This window comes from Maribacter sp. Asnod2-G09 (genome assembly GCF_045063795.1).
GTDB lineage: Bacteria > Bacteroidota > Bacteroidia > Flavobacteriales > Flavobacteriaceae > Maribacter.
On record NZ_JBEFOA010000005.1, the window covers coordinates 361,479 to 382,330 of the forward strand.

General features: G+C 36.0%; 14 protein-coding genes. 7 read left to right on the forward strand and 7 right to left on the reverse strand.

Features of this window, described 5'->3' with window-relative positions; translation table 11 throughout:
• Positions 1-5: 5 nt before the first annotated feature.
• Positions 6-2,801 carry a 2-oxoglutarate dehydrogenase E1 component gene (locus ACJJVT_RS13725; RefSeq protein WP_405399438.1) on the reverse strand — a complete coding sequence of 932 codons (2,796 nt, stop codon included), beginning with the start codon at positions 2,799-2,801 and terminating at the stop codon, positions 6-8.
• 117 nt (positions 2,802-2,918) lie between these two features.
• Between ACJJVT_RS13725 and ACJJVT_RS13730 the strand changes: the two genes are divergently transcribed.
• Both ACJJVT_RS13730 and ACJJVT_RS13735 read left to right on the forward strand, forming a co-directional pair.
• Entirely contained in the window at positions 2,919-3,434 is a 516-nt protein-coding gene (locus tag ACJJVT_RS13730; protein ID WP_299325412.1) for an alpha-ketoglutarate decarboxylase, read from the forward strand.
• 36 nt (positions 3,435-3,470) lie between these two features.
• On the forward strand, positions 3,471-4,574 hold the full coding sequence (locus ACJJVT_RS13735) for an acyltransferase family protein (protein WP_405399440.1): 1,104 nt from the start codon (positions 3,471-3,473) through the stop codon (positions 4,572-4,574).
• Between the two features lie 7 nt (positions 4,575-4,581).
• Here the strand turns inward: ACJJVT_RS13735 and ACJJVT_RS13740 are convergent, their stop codons facing one another.
• The 4 genes from ACJJVT_RS13740 to ACJJVT_RS13755 all read right to left on the reverse strand — a co-directional run bounded on the left by ACJJVT_RS13740 (position 4,582) and on the right by ACJJVT_RS13755 (position 8,547).
• Positions 4,582-4,935, reverse strand: a complete 354-nt coding sequence (locus ACJJVT_RS13740) for a hypothetical protein (RefSeq protein ID WP_405399442.1) — start codon at positions 4,933-4,935, stop codon at positions 4,582-4,584.
• A 48-nt stretch (positions 4,936-4,983) separates the two neighbouring features.
• On the reverse strand, positions 4,984-6,255 hold the full coding sequence (locus tag ACJJVT_RS13745) for an amidohydrolase family protein (protein WP_405399443.1): 1,272 nt from the start codon (positions 6,253-6,255) through the stop codon (positions 4,984-4,986).
• Between the two features lie 76 nt (positions 6,256-6,331).
• Positions 6,332-7,348, reverse strand: coding sequence for a UDP-glucose 4-epimerase GalE (gene galE, locus ACJJVT_RS13750; protein WP_299797513.1), 1,017 nt, complete (start codon positions 7,346-7,348; stop codon positions 6,332-6,334).
• A 44-nt stretch (positions 7,349-7,392) separates the two neighbouring features.
• Complete coding sequence (locus tag ACJJVT_RS13755; RefSeq protein WP_405399444.1) at positions 7,393-8,547, reverse strand: DegT/DnrJ/EryC1/StrS family aminotransferase; 1,155 nt, start codon at positions 8,545-8,547, stop codon at positions 7,393-7,395.
• Positions 8,548-8,636: 89 nt separating this feature from the next.
• Here ACJJVT_RS13755 and ACJJVT_RS13760 point away from each other — a divergent pair, with 89 nt between their 5' ends.
• Together ACJJVT_RS13760 and ACJJVT_RS13765 are read left to right on the forward strand one after the other, a co-directional pair.
• Positions 8,637-9,884, forward strand: a complete 1,248-nt coding sequence (locus tag ACJJVT_RS13760; RefSeq protein ID WP_405399446.1) for a 3-deoxy-D-manno-octulosonic acid transferase — start codon at positions 8,637-8,639, stop codon at positions 9,882-9,884.
• A gap of 547 nt (positions 9,885-10,431) precedes the next feature.
• The gene (locus tag ACJJVT_RS13765) at positions 10,432-10,554 is read left to right on the forward strand and encodes a hypothetical protein (RefSeq protein WP_262493301.1); all 123 of its coding nucleotides are present in this window, start codon (positions 10,432-10,434) and stop codon (positions 10,552-10,554) included.
• Positions 10,555-10,639: 85 nt separating this feature from the next.
• Here the strand turns inward: ACJJVT_RS13765 and ACJJVT_RS13770 are convergent, their stop codons facing one another.
• Positions 10,640-10,921, reverse strand: a complete 282-nt coding sequence (locus ACJJVT_RS13770) for a DUF427 domain-containing protein (RefSeq protein WP_405399448.1) — start codon at positions 10,919-10,921, stop codon at positions 10,640-10,642.
• Positions 10,922-10,941: 20 nt separating this feature from the next.
• Positions 10,942-12,150, reverse strand: coding sequence for an alpha/beta fold hydrolase (locus ACJJVT_RS13775; protein WP_405399450.1), 1,209 nt, complete (start codon positions 12,148-12,150; stop codon positions 10,942-10,944).
• A gap of 388 nt (positions 12,151-12,538) precedes the next feature.
• On the opposite strand from ACJJVT_RS13775, the gene ACJJVT_RS13780 reads away from it, so the two are divergent.
• The 3 genes from ACJJVT_RS13780 (at position 12,539) to ACJJVT_RS13790 (ending at position 20,553) form a co-directional block, all read left to right on the forward strand.
• Positions 12,539-15,580: a SusC/RagA family TonB-linked outer membrane protein gene (locus tag ACJJVT_RS13780; protein WP_405399451.1), complete on the forward strand. Its 3,042-nt coding sequence runs from the start codon at positions 12,539-12,541 to the stop codon at positions 15,578-15,580.
• An 18-nt stretch (positions 15,581-15,598) separates the two neighbouring features.
• The gene (locus tag ACJJVT_RS13785) at positions 15,599-17,173 is read left to right on the forward strand and encodes a RagB/SusD family nutrient uptake outer membrane protein (RefSeq protein ID WP_405399452.1); all 1,575 of its coding nucleotides are present in this window, start codon (positions 15,599-15,601) and stop codon (positions 17,171-17,173) included.
• Positions 17,174-17,241: 68 nt separating this feature from the next.
• On the forward strand, positions 17,242-20,553 hold the full coding sequence (locus ACJJVT_RS13790) for a VCBS repeat-containing protein (protein ID WP_405399453.1): 3,312 nt from the start codon (positions 17,242-17,244) through the stop codon (positions 20,551-20,553).
• Positions 20,554-20,852 lie beyond the last annotated feature (299 nt).

The window sequence follows — 20,852 nt, forward strand, 5'->3', positions numbered from 1 at the left end:
TTATATTATTTTTTAGGTTTGGACATATTGTCCTTTGTCTTGTCAAAGACGTAATCTATAACTTGTTGGTGACGTGCTTTTGAACGTACAGAACTACCTGCTGCAGGTGCCGCATAAAAACGTCTAGACACTACTCTAAAATTTCGAGCCTCATCAAAATGCGTTAATAAATGGCTCCATGCACCCATGTTTCTAGGTTCTTCTTGAGCCCACACCACGTCATCTGCATTTTTATACTTTGCAATAGCCGCTTTCATTTGTTTTTCCGGTATAGGAAACAACTGTTCCACCCTTACCAATGCAACATCATCTCTATTGCCCTCTTCTTTAGCAGCAAGCAAATCATAATAAAACTTACCTGTACAGAATACTAAACTTTTTACTTTTTTAGCATCTGCAGTTTCATCATCTATTACTTCTTGGAAACCACCACCGGTTAAGTCAGCAATTTTAGATACCGCCCTTGGATGTCTCAACAAACTCTTAGGAGTAAATATGATCAATGGCTTTCTAAAATTAGACTTCATTTGTCTACGAAGAATATGGAACATCTGCGCTGGTGTAGTCACATCTGCTATATACATATTATCCTTAGCACACAATTGTAAGTAACGCTCCATTCTAGCAGAAGAGTGCTCAGCACCTTGCCCCTCATAACCGTGTGGCAATAACATTACCAAACCGTTTTGAAGCTTCCACTTATCTTCTGCCGCAGAAATATACTGGTCAATCATAATTTGGGCTCCATTACTGAAATCTCCGAATTGTGCTTCCCAAATAGTTAGTGTATTAGGACTGGCCATGGCGTAACCATAGTCAAAACCTACCACACCATATTCTGACAATAGTGAATTGTATATTTGAAATTTAGCTTGCTTTTCAGAAAGGTGATTTAACAAAATAACCTCTTCTTCACTTTCTTCAACTTTCATTACCGCATGACGGTGAGAAAAAGTACCACGTTCTACATCCTGTCCAGACATACGAACCGCATAACCTTCTTCTAATAAAGACCCGTATGCCAAAAGTTCTCCCATTGCCCAGTCAAGATTATCGGCTTCAAAATACATATTGTATCTGTCTTTAACCAATTTCTCAACTTTACGTAAAAACTTTTTACCTTCTGGTAAAGCCGTAATTACTTTGGCAATTTTATTCAATTTAGTTTTAGTGAATTTAGTATTCACCGCATCCATCATTTCCCACTCACGTACATTTTCAAAACCTTTCCATTCATCTGCCATGAACGGTGTAATTACAGTTTTATCTTCTTTACGTGAATCTTCTAATTTTTCTTCTAGAGAATCTTTATACTGTTTTTCTAACTGCTTTACATAAGTGCCATCAATAACACCTTCTTGAATCAGTCTTTCTGCATAGATATCTCTTGGATTCTTATGCTTTGATATTGCTTTATATAATTTAGGCTGTGTAAATCTTGGCTCATCACCTTCATTATGCCCGTATTTTCTATATCCTAACAAATCTATAAATACATCACCCTTAAAGCGCATTCTATATTCTAATGCAAAAAGAGATGCGTGTACTACCGCCTCTGCATCATCTGCATTAACATGTAATACCGGACTCAATGTTACCTTAGCAACATCGGTACAATAGGTAGATGTTCTTGCATCTAAGTAATTAGTAGTAAACCCAATTTGGTTGTTTACAACTATATGTATGGTACCACCGGTCTTATATCCATCAAGACCAGCCATCTGAACTACTTCATAGACCAAACCTTGACCTGCTATTGCAGCATCTCCATGAACTACGATAGGTAAAACCTTAGAAATATCATCTTGATAATCTGCATCTTGTTTTGCTCTTGCAATACCTTCAACAACCGCACCTACCGTCTCTAAGTGAGATGGATTAGGAGCAATACTCATCTTAATTTTATTTCCGTTATCAGATTTTCTGTCAGACGTCCAACCTAAGTGATACTTAACGTCTCCATCAAAAATCTCTTGTTCGTAATCTTTACCGTCAAACTCACTAAAGATATCCTTAGCAGATTTGCCAAATATATTGGTAAGTACATTTAATCTACCACGGTGTGCCATACCCATAACAAATTGCTTCACACCCATTTCAGCGGCGCGTTCTACAATTACATCTAAGGCAGGGATCAATGACTCATTTCCTTCTAAAGAAAATCTTTTTTGCCCTACATATTTAGTATGCAAAAAAGTTTCGAAAGAAATAGCATGATTAAGCTTCTTAAGAATATGCTTTTTACGATCTGGCTCGAAATTCGGATGATTGTCATTTACATTTATCCAATCTTGAATCCATTTAACGCGCTCTGGCTTTCGTATATACATATACTCTACACCAATAGCATCGCAATAGATACTTTGTAAATGTCTAACAATCTCTTTTAAAGAATTTGGACCTATACCAATTACGTCACCTGCATTAAAAATAGTATCGAGATCAGACGAAGCTAATCCGAAGTTTTCAATTTCTAAAGTTGGTTCGTAATGTCTTCGCTCACGTACGGGATTTGTTTTAGTAAACAGATGACCTCTGCTTCTATAACCATCGATTAATCGAATTACCTGAAACTCTTTTTGAAGAGATTCTGGCATTTCACTCGAGTGACCATTTACTACAACTGTAGTGCGATTTTCATCGATTTCCAGCTCATCTAAAGAGCTCTCCATTCCAAAATCGAATCCTTGAAAAAAGGCTCTCCAACTTGGCTCTACACTATCTGGATTTACTAAGTACTTATCGTATAACTCTGAAAAAAAAGAGGTATGAACGGTATTTAAAAAGGAATATTTATCCATGAATTACTTTCTGTATCTTTAGAATAAATTTCTAACAAAAATACAACATTTACAATATCTAACGATAGAATGGCATGTATTATTGAAAAAAACGAAACTTTAAAACAAAATCATCATATGAGCTTAAAAAAATTAATTTTTATAGGGCTAGCAACATTAAATATCACTTTCTCTCTTGCTCAATCTTCAAAAACCAATGCTGATTTCTGGAATAACGTAAGATTTGGTGGAAGTATTGGGTTAGGATTCACAAATAATGGATTCAATGGATCAATTGCACCAAGTGCTATTTATCAATTTAACGATCAATTTGCATCTGGTGCAAGCTTAAGCTTCAATTATGCAAAGTTCGATGAAGATAAATTACTGGCTTATGGCGGCAGTGTTCTCTCACTATATAATCCAATTCCACAAATACAGCTTTCTGCAGAGTTTGAACAATTACGTATAAATAGAACTATAGCTACAACGACCATAGATATAGAAGACAACTATTGGCTTCCGGCTTTTTTTATTGGCGCAGGTTACAGCAACAGAAATGTAACATTTGGTATACGCTACGATTTACTATATGACGATAACAAAAGCATTTACGGTAATGCACTAATGCCATTTGTACGTGTTTATTTTTAATTAATCGTTATCTTTCATAAGACCAAACCAACCAATATGAATAAATTAAAGAACCGATATCTTTCATTGGATGTTTTTAGGGGGATGGATGTTGCGCTTATGATTATAGTGAACTCCCCCGGAAATGGAGACACTAGTTTCGGAATTTTAAAACATGCCGTTTGGAACGGGTTTACACTTACGGATTTAGTCTTTCCTACTTTTTTGTTCGTTGTTGGTAATGCCATGAGTTTTAGTATGAAAAAATACGAAGCAGAAGGTAGTGGTGCATTTTTGAAAAAGGTATTTAAACGCTTTTCTATAATATTTTTATTAGGGTTTCTTATGTATTGGTTTCCATTTTTTGAAGATGATGGTTTAAAGCCGATTGCAGAGACCAGAATATTTGGAGTATTACAACGAATTGCACTATGCTATTTATTCGCTTCTATCCTACTCCATTATTTTAAAACAAAATCTGTATTAATTTTCAGTGCCCTAGCATTGATAGGTTATCATATTATATTGGTAGTTTTTGGAGACCTCTCTTTAATGGGCAATGCCGTTTTAAAACTTGACAAATTCTTAATTGGCGCAGACCATATGTATCATGGTAATGGTGGCGTAGCTTTTGACCCCGAGGGATTATTAAGCACCTTACCTGCTATAGTAAATGTTATTGCAGGATATTTTACCGGAAAATTCATTCAAAAGAGCAGCCAGAATTTTGAAACCATTGCAAAACTTATAATGGTTGCAGGTCTTCTTGTTGTAGCAGGATTTGCATGGGATTTAATATTCCCGTTCAACAAAAAGCTTTGGTCTAGCTCTTTTGTATTACTAACTAGCGGAATAGACATATTTATTATAGCCGTTTTGATATATCTACTGGATATGTCCAAACCTGGCAAATGGACCTATTTCTTTGAAGTATTTGGCAGAAACACACTATTTATTTACCTATTATCCGAACTGTTCATTATCAGCTTGGCCGCAATATCCATGAATAACACAACTGCTTATAACTGGATAGCAGATAACATTTTCATAGCCACAGCTGGTGATTATTTCGGCTCGCTGTTATTTGCCTTATGGATCATGTTTACTTGCTGGCTTGTTGGTTATATTATGGATAAGAAAGGAGTATACATAAAAGTATAAAGTAACATTATTGATATCGATTACGATACCACACCTTTATATACTCCCGCTTTAAAATCAATAATGTGACCTGATCTGCCACATCTACAGTATCGGTAATTTCAATATTATGAAATGCACTTTCTGGAATATCTATGATGTACATTAAGTTTAGATATTCAGCAAAATGCTCCATCATTAAGTAATACACCTTCTCACGAATAAGCGCTATAAACTCAGATTGACCTAATGGTTCAGTTATTTGCAGGGGTATATTGGCAAGAACAAAATCCTTCTCCACCTGGTGCTTCAATTTATCAAAAAGAGAATCACCAATAGCAACCTGCATTAATTGCTCACTATTATCAACATTTAACTTCATGTCACACCTACATTCTTTACTCCATCAAACAGAAAGTAATCTAAAAGATTATTGCTTATACACAACACCCTCTTTCATAACAAAAACTACATCCGTTAATGTTTCTACATTATCTAAAGGGTTTTCATTTACAGCAACAATATCGGCTATGTAGCCCTCTTTAATTTGCCCTAATTCTTTCTCGCCTAAAAGCATCGCATTTGTAATTGTAGCTGAACGCAAAGCCTCCATAATAGGCATACCTGCTTTGTGCATATACACAAACTCTTTTGCATTATCTCCATGAGGCGAAACCCCAGAGTCAGTACCAAAAGCGATGCTCACCCCTTTTTTATACGCCTTTGCAAAAGTAGCATTCAATTTAGGACCGATTTCCAAAGCTTTCTTAGCTACTACAGGTGGCAAGTAGTTAGGTATTTTCGCCAATCTAGCTGCTTCTTGACCTGCAGATATCGTAGGTACCATATAGGTATTATGTTTGATCATTAATTCCATCGTTTCCTCTGACATCAATGTACCATGCTCAATAGTTTTAATTCCTCCTAAAATTGCTCTTTGCATACCTTCATCACCATGCGCATGAGCTGCTGTAAGCATACCGTAATCTTTAGCTGTTTCTGTAATTGCTTTTATTTCTTCAATAGTAAACTGAGGGTTCTGACCGTTTTTAGCAACACTTAAAACACCACCAGTTGCAGTTATCTTAATTACATCTGCACCATCTTTATAACGTTGGCGAACCGCTTTTCTGCCATCTGCGGGTGAATTGACTACACCTTCTTTTGGTCCCGGATCACCCATTAATTCATTACTTCTACCATTAGTTGGATCTGCATGACCACCCGTGGTAGCAAGTGCTTTACCTGCTGTAAAAATACGTGGACCAACAACAGTACCTTTGTTAATTGCATTCTTCAAGGCAATATTTACTCCTGACCCACCTAAATCACGTACGGTTGTAAAACCGGCCATTAATGTTCTTTTTGCATATACGGTAGATTCAAATGCTACATCAGCTTCATTCATGGTAAAAGCCTCTAAATATCTTGACGGACTAGATTCGCTTTCAATGTGCACATGCATATCTATAAAACCTGGTAAAATGGTCTTTGACTTTAAATCCACCACCTGATCTTGATCACCACCAACTACATAACCATTTTTGATCTCTGTAATCTTATTACCTGAAATGACAATCGTTTTCTCAGACAACACCTTACCAGATTCAACATCTACAATTTTACCGCATTGAAGATATGTGTCTTGGGCTGTAGCTACTGTAAAACACAGAAGCATGAGAAGAAATAATGATTTTTTCATAAGAGGTGGTCTTTAAATTAAATAAGGGGAAATATAGCCATATTTCCCCTTATTTATATGGTTAAACCTGAAAAAATCAGTCACGTATTTTCTGTTCCCAGATCCATGCATAATTCATGGCCTCTTCTAAGGTATACTCCGCTTTCCAGCCCAATACTTTATTTGCTTTAGTGGTATCTGCATAAGCACTAGTGATATCACCAGGTCTTCTATCAACTATTTTATAGTTCAATTTTCGTCCAGATACTTTTTCAAAACTTTTTATCGCCTCTAATACCGAACTACCTGTTCCGGTACCTACATTAAAAACTTCAAAATTAGATTCGTTTTTTCCATTCATCAAACGTTCTAATGCAACAACATGGGCTTTAGCCAAATCTACCACATAAATATAATCTCTTATACATGTACCATCTGGCGTAGGGTAATCATCTCCAAAAACGGATAACTGATCCCTTAATCCAATACCAGTTTGCGTAATAAAAGGCACTAAGTTTTGAGGAACACCTATTGGTAATTCACCAATCTCTCCACTTGGGTGAGCACCCATAGGGTTAAAATAGCGCAATGCAATCGCATTTAAGCTTGGCGTTACTTTGCAAGTATCTGCAATAATCTCTTCGCCCATTTGCTTGGTATTACCATATGGCGATTCTGCAACCTTAACAGGAGCGTCTTCTGTAATTGGCATTTTATCTGCCTGACCATAAACAGTACAAGAAGAGCTAAAAATAAAACTAGCCTTATTCTTTTTACAAAGTTCTTTTAATATGTAAACTAACGTACCAATATTGTTTTCATAATACAACAATGGTTTCTCAACACTTTCGCCTACTGCTTTAGAGGCAGCAAAATGTATAACGCCAGCAACATCTTGATAACGTTGAAAAAAGTCTTCAACCTTATGTTTTTCTTTTAAATCTAACTTTTCAAAAAGCGGCTTTTTACCTGTGATAGCTTTAATACCATCAAGTACATTTTCATCAGAGTTAGAGCAATCATCTATAATGACCACTTCGAACCCTTTGTTTTGAAGCTCTACTACTGTGTGAGAACCAATAAAACCTAATCCGCCTGTTACTAATACTTTCATTTATAATGCTGTTTGAACGTTATCAAATTTAAAAAACTACACCACTACCCGTTTACAAATCCGATAATTAACTCAGTTATGTAGTTAATCTGTTCTTCATCTAATTCTGTATGCATAGGCAAAGACAGTACTTCTGTTACCAATTGGTTCGTCACAGGAAAATCTTCTTCCTTATATCGATCATCTAGATAAGCTTTCTGCTTATGTAATGGAATTGGGTAGTAGACACCAAAAGGAACTTCATTTTTAGCTAAAAATTGCCCTAGTTCATCTCTTTTACCATTTGTAATTCTCAAAGTATATTGATGAAAAACATGACAATCGCACACATCGCAAATACCCTCACAATTATTCACCGTTACCGGAGTAATGATATTTTCTTGACCCTCAAATGCTTTTGAATACGCACGAGCGGCATTTCTTCTTGCATCGCAATAACCATCTAGCTTAGGTAATTTAGCTCTCAACACTGCGGCTTGTATAGAATCTAATCTTGAATTAACACCAACTACATCATGGTGGTAACGTTCGTACATACCATGATTAACAATACCCCTTAAGGTATGTGCCAATTCATCATCATTGGTGAAAATTGCTCCACCATCTCCATAACACCCTAAATTTTTAGAAGGAAAGAAAGATGTTGCACCTACACTACCCATACTACCAGCCATATGCTTTGTACCATCTTTTGAAAGATATTTAGCCCCAATCGCCTGAGCATTATCTTCAATAACGAACAAATCATGTTTTTTCGCCAATGCAAGTATAGCATCCATATTGGCACATTGACCGAATAAATGAACAGGAACTATAGCCTTCGTTTTTGGTGTTATTGCTTTTTCTATAGCTTCTATATCAATATTAAACGTATCTGGATAAACATCTACTAAAACTGGAGTCAGTTGTAACAATGCAATGACCTCTACTGTTGCAGCAAAAGTAAAATCTGCAGTAATAACCTCATCACCAGGTTTCAAACCTAAACCCATCATTGCTATTTGCAAAGCATCGGTGCCATTGGCACATGGTATAACATGCTTGACCTGAAGGTAATCTTCTAGCTCCTTCTGAAAAGCATGAACTTCTGGTCCGTTTATAAATGCCGACGTTTCTAAAATTTGAGTTATAGAAGTATTTACTTGATCTTTAATTTCTTGGTATTGACCACCTAGGTCTACCATTTGTATCTTTTTCATCTGTTGTAATTACATGAAGTCGTACAAAAATACGAAACAGACGACACTAATTTTATGGAAGAAACGTAATTTAGCTTAAAAGCATCTGTTTGAACTTTCTCTATAATCTTCTTGTCATAAGCGCATCTGCCATTTTAAAGGTATTGGCATTGGTGAATTCAAAACTATCGTTATTTGTAAAGGGCAGAAAAGAAACTATTTCGTTAATTAAGCAGTCTATCTCAAAAGAAGACAAAGTTATTTGGATTCATGCAGCATCGTTAGGTGAATACGAACAAGGTTTGCCTGTTATTGAACAATTAAAAATTCATCACCCTACACATAAAATAGTACTTACCTTTTTCTCCCCTTCAGGATACGAAGTAAAAAAGAATAGCAAAATAGCTGATGTTATTTGCTACCTACCTATGGATACGAAGAGGAAAGTAAAATCATTTTTAACTGCTGCACACCCCGATATTGCTATATTTATTAAATATGAAATATGGCCCAACTACTTAAATGCCTTAAAAAAAGCTGATACACCAACATTTTTAATCTCAGCATTATTCAAAGAAAACCAAACTTATTTTAGGTGGTATGGTGGTTTTATGCGCAGCGCATTAAATGACTTCTCACACTTTTTTGTACAGAATGAAAAATCAAAATCATTATTAAATTCCGTAGGATATACTAATGTAACCATTGCTGGAGACACCCGTTTTGATAGAGTAAGTGAAATAGTAGAACGTGACAACGAATTAAATTTCATGAAGCGCTTTAAGAATGACCAATTTTGCTTTGTTGCCGGAAGCACATGGGCAGAAGACGAAAAAATCATCATAGAATACATCAATAACAATACATATCCAATCAAGTTTGTTATAGCGCCGCACACTATTAAAGACAATCATATTCAAGAAATAATTCAATCTATAAATAAAAAAGTAGTTCGTTATACAGATTTAGAGCATAACAGTCTAGAAGATAGCGAAGTCTTAATCATTGACACCATTGGTCTTTTAACCAAAATTTACAGCTATGCAGATATCGCATATGTAGGTGGCGGTTTTGCTACAGGACTACACAATACTTTAGAGCCTGCTGTTTTTGGCATACCCGTAATTATCGGTCCACAGTTCAAAGGTTTTGCCGAGGCGGAAGAATTAGTGCAACTAGGCGGAGTCATCTCCGTAAAAAACAATAGTGAATTTCAAGAGCTTACAGACAAGTGCTTTGATGGTGATGACTACAGTTCAAAAATCGGGCAAATTAATACAGACTATATCAAAGAAAAAGCCGGCGCAACCGAACGTATTATTTCTGAATTAAATTCAGTTTTAACCTTAAATAATTGAATAATTATCAGTTAACCACCTGCTATATTATTTAATAAACCATTTTCATAACTATCACTTATTGTATAGAAAACATACTTTATACAGATATTTTCTATACGTTAATCGATTTTATTCTCCTATTTAACAGCACTTTAAGTTAGATCTACCATATTGACCGCAGAACAATAGAACAATGAATATGGAACAAGAACTAACTTCAGGAGTTAAAATACTCAATGGATTTCTTAAATTAATGATTACCTGCTTGGTAATAATACTTTTATCAGTACCCTTGGCAGGAGTAGCAGATTGGTTAAATCTAATTAAATAGATACTATTTTAATATTACGCACAAAAGTTACAAGTGGTGATGTAAGTTTGTAAAATACTGTAATTCAGTTATCGACGAGATACCATTTTCTGGGCTGAAATGCATATTTTAAAAACGACATACCACAAAAATGTAAGATTTTACATCTATTTAAGAGAGTTTTACAACTTTTTATATGGAATTGTTGCTCAATTCACCTAACTTTAGTAGTGTAACTTTAAAGTAGGTAATGTTATGAACAATTTATCATTTAAAACCGGAGTAGAAACTTATCTATCCGTGCTTGTTATTGCAATGCATGCATTTTTAGCAGTTGTTGTAGTAGGAGCGTTTTTAGCCCTTTTGGGGATTGTCTAATCTTTTAATACCAAATCCTTATTGAAAAAAAATTACTTTAAAAAAATGCCCCTTTAAAAAGGGGCATTTTTTGTTTACTCCTATCCTATTTCACTTCAACACCTTTCCAAAAGGCTACGTAACCTTTAATACCTTTTGCTAATTCTGAAACTTCTGGGTAATACCATGCCGCGTCTTTATTTACTTCACCGTTTACTTCTACATCGTAATAAGAAGCAATTCCTTTCCATGGGCACATACTCTGAGTTTCTGTACTTTTAAAAAATTCCTTTTTGATATCGTTAGGCGGAAAATAATGATTTCCTTCTATTACAACAGTTGCATCACTTTCTGCAATTACTTTATTATTCCAAATTGCTTGTTTCATAGTTCTATTTTTTAATCATCTTAAATTAATTCTGTCATAATCAATGCACCTTTAGAAAGCGTTTTATGAACAGGACATTTATCTGCTATCTCTAACAACCTCTGTCGTTGCTTATTATCTAAATTTCCGAATATTTCTATTTCTCTTTTAAAAGTATCAATTTTTTTTCCGTCAGATGAAACATCTTCTGAATCTGGTGCATGTTCTTTGCCATGGTCTACATGCACGATTACTTTTTGTAAATCCCATTTTTTACGGGTCGCATACATTCTTAAAGTCATTGCCGTACAAGCACCTAAACCAGAAGCCAAATAATCATAGGGTGATGGTCCGAAATCATTACCACCAAAATCTATTGGCTCATCAGCTATTAACAAATGATTACCCGAAACAATTTCAGAAGTAAAACCTTCATTACCGATACTTACCGCCACTTGATGAGAAGTCTTCAAAACCGCTTTCTTCGGAATATCTAAATAACGTTCTGCCCAACCAGATATTACATTACCTACATAAGTAGAATCTGAACTATTCATTAATAAATGATCTGCCCTATCTATGGATACAAAGCTTTTAGGGTGATGCGCATAGCTGTATAATTCTTTCGCATTTTCGATACCGACTATGGCATCTTGCGGCGAATGAATAACTAAGAAAGGTTTTCTCATGTTCTTAAGCACAGACTCCATAGGTATTGACTCAATATCATCTATAAAGTCTTTATTAATGGTAAAATCTCTACCACCAATATTCACCTTTGCTTTTCCGTTCGCATTAATTTCTTCAACACTAGATTTAAATAAATGCTGCACATGAGCAGGAGAAGATGGCGCACCAACAGTTGCAACAGCCAATACCGATTCTAATTTCGAAGCGGCAAAAATAACTGCCGCACCACCTAACGAATGCCCTACCAACAAAGAAGGAGCCTTATAATTATCTTCTAAAAATTTAGCTGCCTGTATTAGATCAGAAACATTAGATGAAAAATTGGTTTCTTCAAAATCACCTTCACTATCTCCTAAACCCGTAAAATCGAACCGAAGTACTGCAATACCTTTATTTACTAATGCCCTTGAAATATTACGAACTGCAGAAAAGTTTTTATTACAAGTAAAGCAATGTGCAAAAATCGCATAAGTGTGCGCTTCTTGATTAGTAGGCAGCTCTAGCCGAGCAGCCAATTGTTTACCTTGAGAATTTGTAAAAGTTACTTTTTCGAAGCCCATATATTATCTTTTCAGTTCTATTTCTTAATATATACTATTAGAAGTAAACAAAGTAAAAAACTTACAACTAGGTTAAAAAGCAATGAGAAGGAAGGTTAAATAAACCCATTAAAAAAGCCATCTAGAATCTATAAAAATTTGATATCAAATTTGAACATGAACAAAACTTTGAGCTCTATTTTGTAAAATTCTAAGCTAGGAAAGGAATAGTTCAAAATTACACTACATCACTCCTGCCTTCCGCTATTATCCCATAAAAAAAACATTTGTGTTGGTGTTATGACCATTCGTTGCATTAACAGATGAGTCACTTGGCTAAATTTACAACATCAAAAAAATAACTACTCACCGATTAACTTAAATGCTTATGAAACCAACAAACTTAATTATGAAAAAATACCGATCACATTTTTGGTCGGTGCTATTAGTGTGGCTTATCGGCACAGCATATGTTTGCGCGCAAGAAATTGACATTAGTGGTAATGTATTAGATAATTTAAACCAACCCCTGCCCGGTGCCAATGTATTGGTCAAAGGTGCCACCATTGGCACCCAAACAGATTTCGACGGTAACTTTACTATAAAAGCACCAAGCGATGGAATACTCGTCATCAGTTATATCGGATTCACGTCGAAAGAAGTATCTATAAATGGACAGACAATCGTCAATATTTCTTTGGAAGAAGATGCCAGTCAATTAGACGAGGTTGTAGTGGTAGGTTATGGTACGCAAAAAAAGAGTGATGTAACCGGTGCTGTAGGCACTGTTGGAGCAGATGATATTGAGAACATAACTTTTAGCGATCCTGCCCAAGCATTACAAGGTAGAATGGCAGGGGTAAACATTCAATCTCAAGGTGGTTCTCCTGGAGCTAATTCTCTTATTACCATTAGAGGTACAGGTACGCTCTCTGCAGCTGGTCCGTTATTCGTTATCGATGGTGTTATTACGAGTAATATGAATTCTGTAAACCCTCAAGATATCGATACCATTTCTGTTTTAAAAGATGCATCATCAACTGCTATTTACGGATCACGAGCGGCAAATGGAGTAGTAATTATAACAACTAAGAAAGGGACTAAAGGAAAGTTAACTATTGATTTTGATACTAATTTTGGGTTTACTAACCTAGTGAATGATATTGACTGGGCCAATGCTAGACAATATGCCGATATTGTAAATCGAGCAGATGATAACGATGGTACAGACAGGTCTCCGGCGAACGATACCGAATTCAATCCAAACAATACCAGCAATCTGTACGATGAATCGATAAGAACAGGTTCTATTTCAAATACAAACCTTAGGTTAGCTGGTGGGGGTGAAAATACCTTATTCAGTCTTTCCTTAAGTCATTTAGACGGCGAAGGTGTTGTAAAATATGATGATTTTGAAAGATACACTGTAAGAGCTAATAGCTCTTTTACTAAAGGTAAATTCAAATTACAAAATACGATTGGTTTAACACGCTCTGTAAACAATCCTAATCCTTACTTTAATAAAGAACGAAATCTATTGCCGACAATACGTCTAAAAGATGCAGATGGCAATTGGAGCTCATCAGACTTAGATCCTGGATCGGCATTAGCTACTTTCTATGGCCCCGGTACTATAATCAACGAATTGGGGGTTGCAGCTTTAGAAGACCGAACCATTACCAATACAAATATATTAGGAAATCTAGCTGCCTCTTACGAGATTTTTGATGGACTTACCTATAAGTTGAATTTAGGGTTAGAATATAACATCAATAATAATTATAGATTTAGACCCCAAGACCAACTTTTTATAGATGGAAACATGGGTAATTTCGCAGAAATAAGTGAAAGAAATGACACCTTTCTGTCTACATTGGTTGAAAATACCCTAAATTATAAAAAGACCCTTGGCAAACATGGCATTGATGTTATTGCTGGATTTACGCAGCAAGAAAACAATACAAGACGACTTGGGGTAGATGCAAGAAGATTCCCGTCTAACGACATACGTGTACCGTCTGCTGCTGAAGAGATTTCAAATGCGCCTTCATTTGACAACACTTCTGCTATACAGTCTTATTTTGGCAGGGTTAATTATTCGTTTGATGATCGATATCTTTTAACGGCTACATTACGTAGAGATGGCTCCTCACTATTTGTCGAAGATTTAAGATGGGGTACATTTCCATCAGCTGCTTTCGCTTGGAACGTTAGTAATGAAAAGTTCATGGAAAATGTTTCATCAATTTCAAACTTAAAATTTAGAGCAAGTTACGGGGAAATTGGTTCAAATAATGTTGGTGTTTATTCTGTGGATCCGCAGCTGAACTTATTTAGTGAATATGTTTTAGGCGATTCTCCTGCTAGAGCTACTGGGTACTCCATTACTAAAGGTGTCAACCCAAATATCTTTTGGGAAACTACTAAAACTACAGATATAGGTTTAGACTTCGCAGCTTTCAACAATAAGTTAGATATTACAATGGATTATTTCCTTAAAAAATCAGAGGATATTCTAATAGGCATTCGACTACCCATTTATACCGGATTTGACAATGAAATTCCTTTTAATACAGCAAGTGTTGAGAATAAAGGTTTTGAATTTTCAGCAAATTATAGAGACCAATTAAGTGAAGACTTTTCTTTTAATGCATCTCTTAATTTCTCTACCTTAGATAACAAAGTAACTAGCTTAGGTGGTTCTACCCCAATTATTACAGGAAGTTTCACCTCTAATAGTTTAAACAGTAAAAAGACGGATATAGGGCAACCTATTGGATCTTTCTACGGGTACGTGGTTGACGGTATTTATCAGACTGACGCCGAAGCAACGGCAGCGAATGACACTTCTGGAAACCCAGTAGCTGGAGATCTTAAATTTAAAGACTTAGATGGCGACGGTGATATTGATGTAGATGATCAAACTTACCTTGGTAGTGCTATACCAAATTTTGAATATGGCTTTAATCTTGGTGCTAATTACAAACAATGGGATTTGAACCTGTTTTTTAATGGAGTATCAGGTAATACGCTTTTAAATAGCAACAGGTACAGAGGTTTCTTTGATACTGATGGCAATTATTTGGCTGAAGCATTGAACGCGTGGACTCCTTCAAACACTAACACCAGTATACCTCGAAATACACAAGCCGATAACGGATTTAACAGAAGAATGTCTGATTTTTATCTTGAGAGTGGCGCATACTTTAGACTAAGAAACGCTCAAATAGGATATAGCCTTTCTGATGACCTTTTAGATAAAATCAAATTGAGTAAACTGAGGTTGTATGTTTCGGCCATTAACTTATTTACTATTTCTGATTACACAGGATATTATCCAGAAATTGGCAGAAATGATCGAGGTGGTCAAAGCCAATTTAATCTCGGTATAGATGAAGGAACCACACCTGCCGGAAGAACTTTTCAACTTGGTCTACAAGTTTCTTTTTAACTTTATAAAATATAATAAATGAAAAATTATAAAAAATTAAATCGTTCAATTAAAACAGGGGTTGCATTGCTGGCGGTTAGTCTTGTAAGCTTAAATTGCTCCGACGATATTTTAGACCAACCTAACCCTAATGCATTAACGCCTCAGTCTTTTTGGCAAACAGCTGAAGATGCAGAAAAAGGAATTATAGGTGCTTATAGCCCGTTGACCAGCATATTATACTATTCTAGATTTGAGGTGTTTTTGTCTGATTACAGAGATGATGTAGTTAACGGTTTTGGTACTTCTGATAGAACACAAGCTGGTTTTTTTAATACTAACCCAGCAGGAAATCCTATAAAGTGGGTATGGCAATCAATGTATCAAGGTGTAACGAGATCTAATGAAGTTCTTTTTAGAGTACCTGATATTGAAATGGATGAAGCGACCAAAAACAGTATTCTTGGCGAAGCGCATTTTATTAGAGCGTTTAACTATTTTAACTTGTTGAATAATTGGAGAAATATTCCCTTAATCACTATACCTTTTACTGAAATAGAAGATCCACAAGCTATTGTACAGGCAGCCCCATCAGAAGTTTGGGCTTTGATAGAAGCCGATTTACAAGCTGCCGAATCTTTATTACCAGCGTCTTGGCCTGCCGATCAAACAGGTAGAGCGACCTCTGGTGCAGCCCAAGCATATTTGGGAAAAGCTTATTTGTATCAAGAAAAGTTTGCTGAAGCCAAAGTCGAATTTCAAAAAGTAATTAGCAGTGGTAGCTACCAATTAATGAACAACTATGCACATAACTTTACAGAAGAATTTGAAAATAATGCTGAATCATTATTTGAAATTCAACTTATTGCCGACGGTAATAGTGGCTGGGGTGGTGACGCGCCCAACAGAGGTAAAGGATCCGGTTTTCAACCCGATTTTGCTCCTGCCGGATTTACAAATCAAGATGGTATGACCGTAAACCAATGGGCTCTAGATTTGTTTTTAGATGAAAGAACAATAAATGATGAAATTGACCCAAGAACTTTTACTACTATGTTCTGGAATACAACAGAAACAACTACGTATGAAGGTGAAACGTTAGAATCCAAAACCTATACAGATAAAGCATATACCGATATTTACGATGCCGCTGCAACTGATGTCTACGGAAACAAGTGGACTGATTGGAAATTTAATAACTTTTCTGCATCATTGGCCGAAGGCTGGCACGGAGCGGGTAACAATTTAAGAATGATGCGATACGCAGATGTATTATTAATGCTTGCAGAAGCTGAATTCATGTCATCGGGTTCAACAACAGTAGCATTAGACGCTATCAATCAAGTAAGGGAAAGAGCAGATATGACTCCTTTTACATCCATCACAATGCAAGATATTGAAGATGAAAGAGTGAAAGAACTAACCTTTGAACGTACAAGGTATTTCGATTTATTACGTTGGGGCAAGGTTGTTGAATTAATTGTTGACAATCCTGCAGATGTAAAATCTAGAAGTGCAGGTACCAGTGCTTACAAACCAGGTCGTGAGTATATGGCGATTCCTCAAAATGAAATCGACCAAAACCCAAACATAATACAAAACCCTGGGTATTAATTTTTATTAAATTATTTTGACAATGGGGACCATGTAAAATATGGTCCCCATTATCTATAAATTAAAAGATGAAAAGGATTTTTATATTTTTAACGTTTTCTTTTATGCTTCTTTGTTGTAAAGAGAAAGAACACGATTCGAAATCTCCTGGTTTCGATAAATTATCTGTAGAGAAATCTGGCATTTATTTTTCAAATACGATTACCGAAAGTGACAGTTTAAACTATTTTAGTTTCCCATATCTATATTTGGGAGGTGGGGTTTCAATTGGCGATATCAATAACGACGGACTGAACGATATTTATCTTACAGGAAACTTAGTCCCGAACAAGCTATATCTAAATAAAGGTAACCTAGAGTTCGAAGATATCTCTAAAAAAGCAGCGGTTTCTGGTGACCAAAGATGGTATACAGGATCTACAATGGTCGATATCAACAATGACGGCTATTTAGACATTTATGTCAGTACCTCAAATTACACACCTAACAGCGGCAATCAACTTTTCATTAACAATGGTGACAATACCTTTAACGAAGAGGCAGAGGCTTACGGCATCGCAGATAAAAGCACATCGATACAATCTACCTTTTTCGATTATAATAATGATGGGCTATTAGATCTCTTTGTGGCCAACTACCCTATTGTAAAGGTAAGTATGGGCAATCGCTACTACCATGATAAAATGATTGCCAATAATTACGAAGAATCTGGTCATTTATACAAAAACAATGGGGACAAAACCTTTACAGATGTAACCAAAAAAGCAGGTGTTCAGAATTTTGGAATGACATTAGGTTTGATAGCCACCGATTTCAATAATGATGGATTTAAAGATCTATACCTTTCTAACGATTTTAACGTACCCGATTATTTTTATCAAAACAATGGTGACGGTACCTTCTCTGAAGTTTCCAATCAAGTCATGCAGCACACTTCAATGTTCGGAATGGGTATTGATTCTGGCGACTTCAACAATGATGGTCTTACCGACATACTGCAGGTTGATATGACTGCTGAAGATTACAAGCGTTCAAAAACGAATATGGCAAGTATGAGCCCCGATACATTTTATGAGGCTATCGATTTAGGATTCGATTACCAATACATGCAAAATTCGTTACAATTGAATAATGGGTTCGACTCAAATAACTATCCTATTTTTGGCGAGATTTCAAGGTTCTCAGGTCTTGCAACCACCGATTGGAGTTGGGGCGCCTTATTCGCCGATTTTGACAATGATGGTCATAAAGATGTCTTTATAACAAATGGCATAAAGCGAGATGTAAACAATAACGATATCAATACTGAATACGAACAAGAGACCTTTTTTGGTCGAAAGAACAATCGTGACTATACTTTAATCCCTAGCACACCTATATCCAACTATGCTTTACAAAATAATGGTGATTTCAGCTTTTCAAATGTTACAGAAGAATGGGGACTGCAAGAAAAAGGATTTTCAAATGGTTTTGCCTATGCCGATTTAGACAACGATGGCGATCTTGATTTGGTCATCAACAACATTGACCAGCCTGCCTCATTACTAATAAACGAAGCTCAAACATCAGACAACAAGTTTCTAAGAATAAAACTAAACGGAAAAAAACAGAACCAATTTGGTTTGGGCGCAAAGGTATCGATTAAGAGTTCGGGGACTGTACAGACCCAAGAACTTACTTTGACCCGAGGGTATCAATCAAGTGTAGCTCCTATTTTACATTTTGGTCTAGGTAACACAAAGTTGATTGAAGAACTTGAAATAACATGGCCTAATGGAAGCCGTCAGGTACTTAAAAATATTGTCCCAAATCAGTTGTTAACAGTTAAATACGAAGAGGAAAATACTTTACCAAAGAGCCATGAGTTAATTGAATCTCGTTTTACCGATTGTACCAGCGTCGCCAAAATTGAGTTTATCCATCAGGAAGATACTTATGATGATTTTGCCAATGAACCCTTGTTACCTCATAAAAATTCAAGGCTAGGCGAGGCATTGACCGTAGGTGATGTCAATGGCGATGGATTAGAAGACTTTTTTGTTGGTAATGCTGCAGGAAACCCAAGCACGATGTATGTTCAGAATCAAAATCAAGAGTTCGTAAAAATGAAAGGTCCATGGGAAGACGATTTTCATCATGAAGATACGGGCGCGCTATTTTTCGATGCCGATAATGATGGTGATTTAGATCTTTATGTTGTCAGCGGAGGAAATCATATCGATAAAACAGATGATTATTACCAAGACCGATTATATTTAAACACTAAAAACGGTTTTACAAAAGCAGATAATGCCCTTCCAAAAATACCGACAAGTGGTCTCGAAGTGGCTGCTGGCGATTTTGATGATGACGGCGATTTAGATTTATTCGTCGGTGGAAGACTTTTACCAGGCAAATACCCCTTCCCTGCAAAGAGTTACATTTTAAGAAATGAAGGAGGAAATGGCGAGGAAATTAGATTTACCGATCTTACCAATGAATTGGCTCCAGAACTCGAGGAAGCCGGCCTAGTAACATCGGCGTTATGGGATGATTTCGATAAAGATGGCAAATTAGACCTGATTATAACTGGTGAATGGATGCCTATTCGGTTTTTTAAAAATACTGGCACCACCTTCGATGAAGTTACTGAAAAGCTAGGGTTCAGCAATCATAACGGTTGGTGGTATGATATTCAAAAACTCGATGTTGATGCAGACGGCGACATAGATTATCTGGTTGGTAATCTTGGTCTAAATTATAAATACAAGGCCAGTAAAAAAGCTCCTTTCGAAATTTACTCCAATGATTTTGATGAAAATGGCACCATTGATATTGTTTTGAGCTATGAAAAGTATGGAACAAAACTTCCGCTAAGGGGCAGAGAGTGTTCCTCTCAACAGGTACCAGCAATAAAAAAACGCTTCGAAACATACGAATCTTTTGCAAATGCCGACTTGAACGAGATATATGGCAAAAAAATGCTTGGCGATGCCTTGCATTATAAGGCTATTACTTTTGCCCATCATTGGATCGAAAACAAAGGTGATGGTTCTTTTGAAATGCATCTTTTACCTAATAGAACACAATTTTCGGCCATCAAAAAGTTTGAGATTTTTGACTACAATGGCGATAAATATCCCGATTTGATACTAGGTGGAAATCACTATCAATCTGAAGTAGAGACACCAAGAAACGATGCCGGTTTTGGGCTAATCCTGACCGGAAACGGATCGGGTTATGATGTCGTACCTCCGAATAGTAGCGGGTTAATAATAAAAGGAGATTTGCGAAATATTAAGACAATACGACTTGGAAAAAATAAGGATACTGCATTTTTGTTCGCAAAAAATAATGATTCCCTCAGGTTGCTGAAATTCAATAGATCTCTTGATAATTAAATAGTCAAAAGCACTCTGTCAAAGAACTAAAGGCAAGATGAACTAAACAGTTTTAAGTAATTCGAAAAAATAGGTGAAGAAAATCATCAGATGCATGCCTTTAGCTTCTGCACTACAGGCGTTCTCACAGACCAGTAAAAACTAGCTGTCCAAATTTCCTGTTTCTCATCATATATCATCAACTATATGGGCTGATGGATTGTTAAGGGGGTGATAAGATGCAAACCCACAGTATGCATTAAGTAACGACCTGTGTAATGCTTTAAAACTAATACTTCATATCTCTATTAATGTATTCA

Coding starts and splice junctions, on each gene's coding strand:
- ACJJVT_RS13725 (WP_405399438.1), bottom strand. CDS start 2,801: ATGGATAAATATTCCTTTTTAAATACCGTTCATACCTCTTTTTTTTCA.
- ACJJVT_RS13730 (WP_299325412.1), top strand. CDS start 2,919: ATGAGCTTAAAAAAATTAATTTTTATAGGGCTAGCAACATTAAATATC.
- ACJJVT_RS13735 (WP_405399440.1), top strand. CDS start 3,471: ATGAATAAATTAAAGAACCGATATCTTTCATTGGATGTTTTTAGGGGG.
- ACJJVT_RS13740 (WP_405399442.1), bottom strand. CDS start 4,935: ATGAAGTTAAATGTTGATAATAGTGAGCAATTAATGCAGGTTGCTATT.
- ACJJVT_RS13745 (WP_405399443.1), bottom strand. CDS start 6,255: ATGAAAAAATCATTATTTCTTCTCATGCTTCTGTGTTTTACAGTAGCT.
- galE (WP_299797513.1), bottom strand. CDS start 7,348: ATGAAAGTATTAGTAACAGGCGGATTAGGTTTTATTGGTTCTCACACA.
- ACJJVT_RS13755 (WP_405399444.1), bottom strand. CDS start 8,547: ATGAAAAAGATACAAATGGTAGACCTAGGTGGTCAATACCAAGAAATT.
- ACJJVT_RS13765 (WP_262493301.1), top strand. CDS start 10,432: ATGAACAATTTATCATTTAAAACCGGAGTAGAAACTTATCTATCCGTG.
- ACJJVT_RS13770 (WP_405399448.1), bottom strand. CDS start 10,921: ATGAAACAAGCAATTTGGAATAATAAAGTAATTGCAGAAAGTGATGCA.
- ACJJVT_RS13775 (WP_405399450.1), bottom strand. CDS start 12,150: ATGGGCTTCGAAAAAGTAACTTTTACAAATTCTCAAGGTAAACAATTG.
- ACJJVT_RS13780 (WP_405399451.1), top strand. CDS start 12,539: ATGAAAAAATACCGATCACATTTTTGGTCGGTGCTATTAGTGTGGCTT.
- ACJJVT_RS13785 (WP_405399452.1), top strand. CDS start 15,599: ATGAAAAATTATAAAAAATTAAATCGTTCAATTAAAACAGGGGTTGCA.
- ACJJVT_RS13790 (WP_405399453.1), top strand. CDS start 17,242: ATGAAAAGGATTTTTATATTTTTAACGTTTTCTTTTATGCTTCTTTGT.